Consider the following 12,246-nt stretch of genomic DNA (forward strand, 5'->3'; position numbering starts at 1 on the left):
AATCGAAACAAAAAAGCCAAGTCATCATTGACTTGGCTTTTTTATTATCTTGGCGTTAAGCTAACTCAATCCGCCGCTATGCGCTTTTCTTGGCTTTCTTGGTAGTCTCACTCACCCACTTGCCATTAACGTAATGGGCTGACCAACCAGTAGCTTTACCGTCGACTTCAGTCGCAACGTATTGCTCTTTCGTCTTACGGCTAAACTTCACCGCAGCTTTATTACCTTCGTCATCAGTGACGGGCGCATCGGCTAAATATTGATACTTAGGCCACAGCAGCTCGCGGTATTGAACCAGCTCTTCAACCAGAGGTGCACGGGTTTCCCGTGATTTAGGGAAAGTACTGGCCGCTAAGAAGATCCCTGCTGCACCATCACGTAATACGAAATGGGCATCCGATTTGCTGCATTTCAGATCAGGCAAATAGATAGGATCTTCTTTTGGTGGCGCAGCCTCGCCGTTTTTGAGTAATTTACGGGTATTTTTACATTCGCTATTGGTACAACCAAAATACTTACCAAAACGGCCGTTTTTCAGTTCCATGTCGTTGCCACAACGATCACACTCTATTAGCGGACCTTCATAGCCTTTGATCTTGAACTGGCCTTCTTCGACCTCATAACCTTCACAAATCGGGTTATTACCACAGACATGTAGCTTACGCTTCTCATCGATAAGGTAACTGTCCATTGCGGTACCGCAAATACCACATCGATGCTTAGCACGCAGCGCATCAGTCTCGGCATCTTCACTGTTTTCACTGATCGCCTCAACGCCAGGTGTGAGGTTCATCGTTGTCTTACAACGCTCTTTAGGCGGTAATTCATAACCAGAACAACCCAGGAAAACCCCAGTTGTTCCCGTGCGTATCCCCATAGGACGGCCGCAGGTTGGGCACTTGATATCCGTCATCACCATTTGGTTCAGACGCATACCACCTTCTTCGGGATCGAGCTCCGCTTTTTCTAATTGCTTAGTAAAGTCAGCATAGAAACCATCGAGCACTTTTTTCCAGTCTAACTCGCCGCGAGCCACATCATCCAATGTTTGCTCCATGCTGGCGGTAAAGTCATAGCTCATCAAATCAGCAAAACTGCTGACTAATCGCTCGCTGACAATTTCACCCATTTTTTCGGCATAGAAACGACGATTCTCAACTTTTACATAACCTCGATCTTGAATCGTTGAAATGATGGTTGCGTAGGTCGATGGACGGCCAATACCACGTTTCTCTAGTTCTTTAACTAAAGAGGCTTCGCTGTATCGCGCTGGCGGCTTAGTAAAGTGTTGCTTAGGCTGCAACTCTTTCAATGCTAATACATCGCCTTGTGCCACAAATGGCAACGTATTGTCTTCTTCGTTTTTCTTCTTGAGTGCTGTTTGCACCCGAGTCCAACCATCAAAACGTAAAGTACGTCCCGTTGCCTTGAGCTCATAGTCACCCGCTTTGACTGTCAACTTAGTGGCATCATATTGTGCTGGCGTCATCTGACACGAGACAAACTGGCGCCAAATCAGCTCATATAGGCGCTGAGCATCACGCTCCATGTCCGATAAGGTCGCAGCTTGTACCTGAACGTTCGATGGACGAATCGCTTCGTGAGCCTCTTGTGCGCCTTCCTTAGAACCGTAGCGAATCGGTTCAGCGGGTAGATATTTATCACCAAATTCTTTGGCAATCATATTGCGCAAGCTTTCAACGGCTTCTTGACTCAAATTGGTCGAGTCGGTACGCATATAAGTGATATGACCAGCTTCATAAAGTCGCTGAGCCATCATCATGGTCTTCTTGACACCGAAACCTAAGCGCGTACTCGCGGCCTGTTGCAATGTCGACGTAATAAAGGGCGCAGATGGTTTGCTTTGGGTCGCTTTGTCTTCGCGGGCCAGCACGGTATAACTTGCCGCCGATAACGCTTGAACCGCGGCCATCGCTTGCTGTTCATTGATGGGATTAAAGGCAGCATCTAGATGCTTTACCACTTCCATCCGCAAAGCTTCTTGGGCTGGCGTATTGAGCTCTGCATGTACATCCCAAAACTCTTCAGGCACAAAAGCTTTAATTTCGCTTTCACGTTCAACCACTAAGCGAACGGCAACCGACTGCACTCTACCTGCGGACAAACCGCGAGCGACTTTTTTCCACAGCAGTGGCGACACCATAAAACCGACAACTCTGTCTAAGAAGCGACGAGCTTGCTGGGCATTAACCATGTTAGTGTCGAGTGTCGACGGCTTGCTAAAAGCGTCTTGAATCGCAGACTTAGTAATTTCGTTGAAAACCACACGTTGATACCGTGAAGGATCACCACCAATCACCTCTTGCAAATGCCAGGCGATAGCTTCTCCCTCACGGTCTAAGTCGGTTGCGAGATAGATTTGGTCGGCAGAATCGGCAAGTGCCTGTAACTCTTTAACGACCTTTTCTTTACCCGGCAAAATTTGATACTTAGCCGCCCAGCCCTTTTCAGGGTTTACGCCCATGCGAGACACCAGCGCTTGCTGATCTTTCACCTTTTTATATTGAGCTTTTTCTTCTGGCGACATTTTCTTAACTTCGGCAGCGGATTTAACCTTTTCATTGCCTTCTGAAGTCGATGATGTCGGCAGATCACGGATGTGACCTACGCTCGATTTAACGATGAATTCTTTGCCAAGATATTTATTAATAGTCTTAGCTTTGGCCGGTGATTCGACAATAACTAGCGATTTACCCATAGTTTAATTTGCGCCAAAAAATCTCAAGAAGATGGAAATTGGCACCATATATAGAGGGTTGTACTGATAGTTTCAAGTTAATCCCTCTTTTATATGTACCAGCGAGTCACTTTTTAATCAAAGTTGAAAAAATGTAAAAATATAATATGCGTAATTAAAAACTAATATTTCATTATTTGCCAGCAAGCAAGAAATAGTTATGCATTTATCGTGAAAAAGTCGCTTTGAGCACAAAACCGTCCGCTTGTGCACTCGAAAAGCTTCAGTATACTGGGTTCCCTCAGGGACCATATGAACAAATAATAACTTTCCCTATCACAAGGATAAGCAATGAAGCACTTTGAAGCGAATTTTGATGGACTCGTTGGACCAACACACAATTACGCAGGGTTGTCTTTTGGCAATGTCGCCTCGCTCAGCAATGCCGCCTTAGTTTCCAACCCCAAAGCTGCTGCGAAACAAGGACTCCAAAAAGCCAAAGCACTCGCCGATATGGGCATGGTTCAAGGCATGTTAGCCCCTCAGGAGCGTCCAGACCTCTACACATTGCGCCGAATTGGATTTTCCGGCTCTGACGCCAATGTATTAAAACAGGCCGCGAAAGAAGCGCCTATGCTACTTAATGCCTGCTGCAGTGCATCCAGTATGTGGACTGCCAATGCCGCAACTGTCTCACCCAGTGCAGATACACGTGACGGCAAACTGCATTTCACCCCAGCAAATTTAGTCGATAAACTGCATCGCAGCATCGAGCCCCTCACAACGGGGCGCATATTAACAGCAACTTTCAGTGATCCCCACTATTTTCATCACCATAGTCACTTACCTGAGCATAATAGCTTCGGTGATGAAGGTGCGGCGAACCACACTAGGCTATGCAACGAGTACGGCCATGCCGGTGTAGAGCTGTTCGTTTATGGGCAAGAAGCCACCAATCCCAATGCCCCTAAACCGCAAAAGTATCCAGCAAGACAAACCTTAGAGGCATCGATGGCAGTGGCACGCTTACATCAGCTGGAAGAGGATAATTGCGTCTTCATCCAGCAGAATCCTGATGTCATTGATCAAGGTGTATTCCATAACGATGTTATCGCAGTCGGTAACCAGAATGTGCTGTTCTACCATGAACAAGCCTTCTTAAATACCCAACATAAAATTGATGAAATTAAACGTAAGCTCGATACCGAACTGTATTTCATTGAAGTGCCCACCGCCAAAGTGGCGATTAACGACGCAGTCAAAAGCTATTTATTCAATACCCAGATTATTACGCTTCCTTCTGGTGAAATGGTCATTATTGCCCCAACCGATTGCCAAGAAAATCCCGCAGTATTTGCCTATTTGAATGAACTACTGACACTAAACACCCCCATTGAGCAAGTGCTTTACTTCGACGTAAAACAAAGCATGCAAAACGGCGGCGGTCCCGCCTGCCTGCGTTTACGTGTTGCGATGAATGAGATGGAAGTCGCGGCAGTAAATCAACACACATTAATGAATGATGCCTTATTTGCGCGTTTAAATCTTTGGGTAGACAAACATTACCGTGACAGATTGACCACCCAAGATCTTGCTGACCCTCAGCTAATCATCGAATCACGTACAGCATTAGATGAGCTCACGCAAATCATGAAACTAGGTAGCGTGTATCAGTTCCAGCGATAACATGATTTCAAGTAAAAAAATAAGGTGCCAACGGCACCTTATTTATGTTTAGTTTTTATTTAACCACTATGGGTATATTAAGCACTTCAGTTGTGGTTGCCGCAATATTAAATTTATTGGGTGTTGTCACTGTCACAACTAAATTCCCAGAATCAGGATCTTCGCCTGCTTTTAAGCTCACCACAAACTCACGCCCGCCGTTATAACTACTGCTCGGCCAAGTAAACTTAGTAGAACTAGTCACAGAAGCTCCAGTTGGCTTAAACTCAACCACGGTACCTTCAGGCATTTGCTGGTTATTGATATCAGCAATGGTAAATTTCACTGATGCGGTGCCTTTAGGTGCCATATCAATCTGATTATTACCTGCATCACTATCCGAAATAACGACATTTTCAAGCCGTGTCGCATACGCCTCACTACTGGACATCACCAGCACAAGCGAACGACGTACTGAGATTGATGCTTGCGGGCTACATTTGACTGACGAAGCGGTTGAGTCATCACATAACACACCACTGTATTCGTCATCATTTAAATTAAAGACTCCTTGTCCAGTTGGGCTTACCGGATCAATGAAATCGATGAAAGTTTCTCGATCACCTGATGCATCTGTTGAACCATTCTTTGGATAAGCAGGCGTGTATAAACCATCCTCATTGTGATCAACAAATGCCTCGGTAAGATCATAACATTCACCACTATTATCGCGGCCACAATTGGGCGGCAAACCAACGAATATACTAAATTCAGCATCGGTATCAAGAATGTTATTACTGTTTAAGTCCGCAAATGACTCTTCACCAATCGCGGTTGCAGTAATAGTCACTCGCCCCCCATAGGGCTGGCCAAAATGGTTGCCGAAATATTTACCACCATCAAAATTAGTTTCTTCCTTTAATGCTGCATTAGGATCTTCAGTCTGAAGACTACTAGGATTAAGCAAAGGGCCATTACCATCAACGCCTACAGGACGAGGATTCTGACTTGTCCAAACCACTGAACACACACCTTTTGAAGTTTGACAAGAACTGTCAATTGCACCACCTTCAGCAGTAAACACTACAGCAGTACCATCTGGCACAGGGTTGTTAAAGGCATCGGCTAAACGGGCGGTAATAGTGACTTGAGCTCCATCATGATCCCAACCTTCGATGTTTTGCACAGAGGCCGACAAAGAGAAACTATCTTGGTCAGGCTTACCAGTAGAAACCACAAGCACATTGGATTGGCTAGAGATTAATGGGATGGTACCGTCAATACTCGCGGTGACTCTTACTGTAGCGGCAACTGTGCCAGAGTTAACCACTGTTTGCACATACCCCTCATTATTTGACTTCGCAGTGGTTGGAATTAATCCCAAACCTGCCGACAGATTATTTAATTTAAAACTGACATCGCGATTAGCAACAGGATTACCATTAGTATCTAACACTCTAAAGCGTAATGTTGAAGACTCGCTACCACCTGTACCTTTTATACCTATGTTTTCTGGCGTTGCATCAACAAACACTACACTACCCGCACTAGCTGGTAACACATTGATAGATGCAGTTGCAGAAAGAGTCAAACCACCCGTATTGGCAGACACATTAATAGTGTCATCACCTTCACAACCTTTTGCCAAGTAACGTGACTCTGCAACGCCATTGATGGTTGTGACTGGTGAGCTTAAGTCTGCTCTAGCTGGAGTCTGACTTGAGCAAGTTGATTTAAAAGTAACAGCAACAGGCTGAGTATATAGATTTCCAAGATTATCTCGGATAGCGACACTGACTGAAGCTGTACCACCGGCTGATATTTGCGCGGCACTGACACTCGCAACGCCTACAACAAACGGATCACCACTACCCATATTAAGATTCGTAGCACCAACAACCACAATGGCTTCACCCACATCACCATCAACAAGTGATGCTGTGGCCATACCTGCACCCAGCTTATCCGTTGCAAAAATATCAACAACAGCAACCCATTCATTATTAATGAGTTTTGTTACTGCGGTCACCACGGGTAAATCACCAATTGGTGATGCGAAAGTAACAATGACAGGTTTAGTTAACCCGATAACAGTTGCTTTAAGTTTCCCGGATGAAGCTGTAGAGATCGTTTCTGTTGGAGTACCATTTTTATCTGTTAACTCTAACGTTACTTTAGAAGTTCCACCATCGCCTGCCATGGTTACGCCCAATGAAGCTTGTGCGACATCCACACCTACTACGTCAGCATACACAAAACCCGCACCTGGAATATTCAAGGTCTTCAGCTTAATGCTTGCCTTACCATTAGCGTCAGTCAGCACAGAGCCAATTTCTGGGTCAAATAATCCTAACGCCGCATTACTTAAACTAAATTGCACCAACTTGTTGGCTAAGGCACTGCCATCAGCTGCCAGTAACGTTGCCGTCACGGTTGCTGGGGTCGCTGCGTTAATGTTGGTGGTAGTTGAACTGAGTGTTAGTTTCGGTGGTGGCACTTGCCCTACCGCATTACCGTCACCTTGCATATAAAGCGATACATCGGCAGTACTGTCATAACCAAACACATTTACTTTAACATTCACTGCACCTTCAATATTTGCAGTTATTAATTGAATTTTGGCAACACCGTTTACATCCGTTAACGCAGTACCTGAGTCTGGTGTAAAACTTCCCATCAATGGGTTGTTTAGACTGAAACTCACAATTTTGTTCGCTAATGGGGTCGCATCTACACTCTTAATCGTTGCCGTTAATATCGCCGGAGTTGCTTTGGCTACCGTGCCTAAATTCGACGATAAACTCACGATAATTCCGGAGCCATCTCCAGTGTTACCGTCACCGGCCATATTCACACCGAGCGAAGCTGGCTCTGCATCCACACCTTGCACTAAGGCAGTCACTAAGGCCGCGCCTTTGATATCCGCCGTTGCTAAGGTTATTTTCGCGACACCGTTGCTATTGGTTAGCGCCGTACCCGTGGCAGGGTCAAAAATACCCAAGGTATTATCGTTTAAGGAAAAGCTCACCAGTTTGTTGACGAGCGGCAAACCGCTTCGATCTTTTACTGTTGCAGTTAACTGGGCTGGAGTAGCTGCATTTATATCTATATTGTTAGCAGCAAGGCTTACCGTCGGCTTATCGCCTGATACAACCCCATCACCAACCATGGTGACATTCAATTCTGCAAACTCACCAGTACTAATCTTTGCTGTAACTGTGGCACCAGTATTAATTGCCCCAGTGAAAAGTTGTATCGTTGCAACACCATCAGAATTTGTTGCGACTTGACCGGTTGAAGGACTAAAAGAGCCATAAGTATTATTGTTTAAGGAAAATGATACTAATGTATTTAGATTATTACCTTTTGAGTCAGATACTTTGGCCGTAAGTGTCGCAGGTTTTACATACGATACTTGGGGATCACTTACCGATAACTTAACGGATATTGTAACGGGATCAGGCGTTGTACCACCATCATCGGAGATGCTGCCTCCTCCACCACATGCAATTAAAAAAAGTGAACACAATCCTGCGAGAAAAACCTTATACGCTGACTTCATTGTCAGGCTCCCTGTTACTCTGATGATGATACTTAAGCTAGACGCTTATTACTTATAGGCTAACATTACACAATTTTCACTAATTTTACTCGCTACAACCTTATTTTATTTCACAAATAACACAAATACTTTAACGCTATTTGTCATTTCATCTTCGCCGTTTTCTTGCTAGTCTTGTGAGCGCCAAAAAATAGAATGTATAAAAAACACACAGGACTCCCTATGGCAATTTCGATAAAAAATAAACTCGGCCTTACAAGTAAAATTCTGATCGGTATGGGAACAGGTATTGTCTTAGGTCTCATACTCCGCAATGCCTTTCCAGAAAGCGATATCGTAAAAGACTATATTACCGAAGGTTTTTTACATGTTATCGGCACCATTTTCATCTCAAGCTTAAAGATGTTAGTTGTTCCTTTAGTCTTTATTTCATTAGTTTGTGGCACTTGCTCACTGAGTGAGCCTTCAAAATTAGGCCGTTTAGGGGGCAAAACCCTTGCTTTCTATTTATTCACCACCGCAATTGCTCTCGTAGTTGCGATTGTCAGTGCCGTCCTTATACATCCTGGGAACGCTTCACTCGCTTCAGAAAAAATGGAATACATTGCCAAAGAAGCGCCCAGTCTTTCAAGCGTGATTATCAATATAGTCCCCACCAATCCGATGCAGGCATTGAGTGAAGGAAATATGCTGCAAATCATTATTTTTGCGGTTATTTTTGGCTTTGCTATTGCCCATATTGGTGAGCGAGGTAAACGAGTTGCGGCTTTGTTTGAAGATTTAAATGAAGTCATCATGCGCGTCGTGACACTTATTATGCAATTGGCACCTTATGGTGTGTTTGCGCTGATGGCAAAACTAGCATTAACGCTCGGTTTAGAGACCTTTGGTAGCGTAGTTAAATATTTCTTCGTAGTTCTCGGTGTATTACTGGTCCATGCGTTTATTGTTTATCCGACACTTCTAAAACTCTTCTCAGGCCTCAATCCATTCATATTTATTCGTAAAATGCGCGATGTGCAATTGTTTGCCTTCTCAACAGCAAGTTCAAATGCCACTTTACCTATTACCATAGAAGCCTCTGAGCATAGATTAGGGGTCGATAATAAGATTGCTGCCTTCACGCTCCCCTTAGGTGCGACCATTAACATGGATGGCACTGCAATTATGCAAGGTGTGGCCACTGTATTTATCGCCCAGGTTTTTGGCATTGAACTCTCGCTCACCGATTATGCCGCTGTTGTGGTGACAGCAACATTGGCATCCATTGGTACAGCGGGCGTTCCGGGTGTAGGACTTATCATGCTGGCCATGGTTTTGAATCAAGTTGGCTTACCGGTTGAAGGTATTGCATTGATTATCGGTGTTGATCGCCTACTCGACATGGTACGTACCGCAGTTAACGTGACGGGCGACTGTGTCGCAACACTGATTATTGCGAAATCTGAAGGTGAATTTAACGAGCAAGTGTTTAACAACACACAAGCGGGTAAGGCTGCTAGAAGTTTTGATGAGCAAGTTCATCATTCAGATAAATCTAACTAGACTTAGTTAAATACCCATCACGCCCAGCCTCTGTGTTGGGCGTTTTTATTTATATTTTTTGTTCACACTTAAACCTGCGCTGTTTGTTTACATTAATGATGCCAATTCATTTTTCTAAAATTAGCAAAATGTGAACATGCCAATAGTACGGAAGTTTGTTTTTAGATACATTATGTTTACTATTTTGATACGTTAATTGGAGTTAAACAAATGTGGTGGAGAAGTCTTTGGATCCTGATAGCGTGCTGGCTATTGTGTGCCCACTTCGTACGTTATGAACAAATCAACTTTGCTACCCCCTTTGCAATAGCCCCCTTAGCTTTATGCTTTAATTCAGTTTACTTACTGCGTTTATTACAAGTTCTATTATTTGTGAGTGTCTTTACCGTCTGGGGTGTCACCACGATTGAAGCGATACAAATGCGTTTAGCGCAAGAAGCGCCTTGGTTGAGATTATCTTTTATTATGATGGCGGTGATGCTATTTACCTTAGGTGCAATTATCTGTGGTAACGGCATTTTGCGGATCAGAAGACAAAAGTCTCCTTGGGGGAATTCACCGATACGCTAATACTTTTTGCGGTAATACTTTCTTATTCAACAATAAATAAGTTCTTATTTTGACCACAAGTTCCGCTCGGTCAGCAAAGGTTAAGTTCGACTAAGATATGCTAAGACTCTATTTGGTTATCAGTGTGATTTTGCGTAGACTGCTTTGCTAAGGCTTAGATCATCCACATTAAGGCATGTATATTATGAGAATTTTGGTTGTTGAAGACGATCCTATTTTATCCCACCACTTAAAAGTGCAATTAAGCGATCTCGGCAATCAAGTTCAAGTGGCGCTCACAGCCAAAGAAGGTTTCTATCAGGCCACAAATTACCCGATCGATGTCGCAATTGTCGATTTAGGATTACCCGATCAAGATGGCATTAGCTTAATTGAACAACTCAGAGAAGCCGATCTTAAAGCGCCGATATTAATCCTCACCGCACGTGTCAATTGGCAGGATAAGGTCGAAGGCCTAAATGCCGGAGCCGATGACTATTTAGTTAAGCCCTTTCAAAAAGAAGAACTCGTTGCTAGGTTAGATGCCTTAGTGCGCCGCAGTGCAGGCTTTGTTAAGCCGGTAATTTGCAGTGGGGAATTGAAGCTCGATCTCGCCGCCAAACAAGTCACCTTGAGTGATGAAATCATGGAAGTCACGGCCTTTGAATATTTAATCCTCGAATATTTAATGCGTCATTGCCACGAGGTAGTTGCCAAACAACGTTTGCTCGATGTGATATATGGCGATAAAGAAGGCGATCCAAACACCATTGAAGTCATGGTCAGCCGCCTGCGCAAAAAACTGACCCGCGATGGAATTGATAATCCCATCGTCACCATTCGCGGCCAAGGATATAAATTTAACCTGCCATGCAATTAAGATTAAAATTTAAGAAACGTCTGCTGACGCGGATGTTTCTCACCTCACTATCGATTATTGCCTTAGTGGGTTTTGGACTCGCATGGATGGTCAATATCCTGCATGCGCAGAATAGTTATAACGAAGAAACCGCACAACTCATTGCCGAAATCCCCCAAGTCGCCGCCGAATTACGGGAGCACGATCTCATCCCTGATACCAGTGCGTGGCTAGAGGAAAATAATAAGCAAGAACGCTATGTGATTGCGAGTTGTGATGAAAAATTCAAACAGGTTTGGACTTCATCCCTCGCGGTAGACCGTGGCTTATTTGATACTTGCGAGCGTTTTAACGAAATTCGCAACGACTCACCGCCCTATTATCTTACTATGGCCGATGACAGAGGTTACTTCGTCTATTTGCTCGCAGTGGAAATTGCCAGCGTACATTACAACCTGCTCGTCCTCAAAGATGCCGCCAAACTCGAGCAGGAATACAGTAAATTCAGTAAACGCACTTATATTCGTTTAGCCATGGTATTAGCCTTAGCGTTAATTCTATTAGTTAGCGCCGCCTATTGGGGTATGCGCCCCTTAGTGCGGATGCAAAATGAACTGCAATCGATTAACCAAGGTAAGAGTAAGTCGCTTTCTGAAGGCTATCCTGTTGAACTCGAAGGCGTAACTCAAGCACTCAACCAAATGCTGCAACAATCGAGTGCCCAGCAACAACGCTATCAAAATGCCATGAATGACTTAGCACACAGCCTAAAGACCCGCTTAGCCGCTGTGCATGCCATCACAGATGACGCCAGCTTGAGTAAACAATCGGCGAGCGAAAAAATCATGGAACAAGTCAGCCAGATGGATCAGCTGGTCAAATATCAATTAAAACGCGCTATGTTAGGCCGCCAAGGCCTGAAGCAAGAACAAACGGTGATTGCGCCCTTAGTCGACCAATTAGCGCAAATGTTGTTTAAAATTTATCGCGACAAGCAAGTGCAGTTCTCAGCAAACATTCCTCCCGCCTTAATGTTCCCTGGCAACAAGGGCGACTTGATGGAACTGTGTGGCAACCTAATGGAAAACGCTTTCCGCTTGTGTATCAGTCAAGTGCATGTCTCAGCTCAAATTAATTCGCATGGCGAATTTGAACTTATCGTTGAGGATGATGGCCCGGGTGTTGAAGAAAACCTAAGACAAAAGATTATCCAACGCGGCGTTCGGGCAGATACTCAGTCACCAGGACAAGGTATCGGATTAGCTGTGTGTGATGAAATTGTTCACAGCTACGGTGGCAGTTTAAAGATTGAAGAAAGCCACTTAGAAGGTGCACTCTTCAGGATCCGTATCCCTGTTTAACAACAGG

At 44.3% G+C, this 12,246-nt stretch carries 7 protein-coding genes; 5 read left to right on the top strand and 2 right to left on the bottom strand.

The window, feature by feature from the left end:
* Window positions 1-76: 76 nt before the first annotated feature.
* Entirely contained in the window at window positions 77-2,719 is a 2,643-nt protein-coding gene (gene topA / locus AYJ58_RS14980) for a type I DNA topoisomerase (protein WP_106650740.1), read from the bottom strand.
* Between the two features lie 330 nt (window positions 2,720-3,049).
* Between topA and astB the strand changes: the two genes are divergently transcribed.
* A complete protein-coding gene (gene astB / locus AYJ58_RS14985) occupies window positions 3,050-4,384 on the top strand; it encodes an N-succinylarginine dihydrolase (RefSeq protein WP_106650741.1) in 1,335 nt (444 codons plus the stop codon).
* Between the two features lie 55 nt (window positions 4,385-4,439).
* Here astB and AYJ58_RS14990 read toward each other — a convergent pair whose 3' ends face one another.
* On the bottom strand, window positions 4,440-7,925 hold the full coding sequence (locus AYJ58_RS14990) for an Ig-like domain-containing protein (protein ID WP_106650742.1): 3,486 nt from the start codon (window positions 7,923-7,925) through the stop codon (window positions 4,440-4,442).
* A gap of 222 nt (window positions 7,926-8,147) precedes the next feature.
* On the opposite strand from AYJ58_RS14990, the gene AYJ58_RS14995 reads away from it, so the two are divergent.
* From AYJ58_RS14995 to AYJ58_RS15010, 4 genes are all read left to right on the top strand, one after another.
* Window positions 8,148-9,470 carry a dicarboxylate/amino acid:cation symporter gene (locus AYJ58_RS14995; protein ID WP_106650743.1) on the top strand — a complete coding sequence of 441 codons (1,323 nt, stop codon included), beginning with the start codon at window positions 8,148-8,150 and terminating at the stop codon, window positions 9,468-9,470.
* A 210-nt stretch (window positions 9,471-9,680) separates the two neighbouring features.
* Entirely contained in the window at window positions 9,681-10,040 is a 360-nt protein-coding gene (locus AYJ58_RS15000) for a hypothetical protein (RefSeq protein WP_106650744.1), read from the top strand.
* A 184-nt stretch (window positions 10,041-10,224) separates the two neighbouring features.
* Window positions 10,225-10,899 carry a response regulator gene (locus AYJ58_RS15005; RefSeq protein ID WP_106650745.1) on the top strand — a complete coding sequence of 225 codons (675 nt, stop codon included), beginning with the start codon at window positions 10,225-10,227 and terminating at the stop codon, window positions 10,897-10,899.
* Window positions 10,890-12,239 carry an ATP-binding protein gene (locus tag AYJ58_RS15010; RefSeq protein ID WP_106650746.1) on the top strand — a complete coding sequence of 450 codons (1,350 nt, stop codon included), beginning with the start codon at window positions 10,890-10,892 and terminating at the stop codon, window positions 12,237-12,239. The genes AYJ58_RS15005 and AYJ58_RS15010 overlap by 10 nt, the downstream gene beginning before the upstream one ends.
* Window positions 12,240-12,246: the final 7 nt, after the last annotated feature.

This window comes from Shewanella sp. Pdp11 (assembly GCF_002838165.1).
Classification (GTDB): Bacteria; Pseudomonadota; Gammaproteobacteria; order Enterobacterales; family Shewanellaceae; genus Shewanella; species Shewanella hafniensis.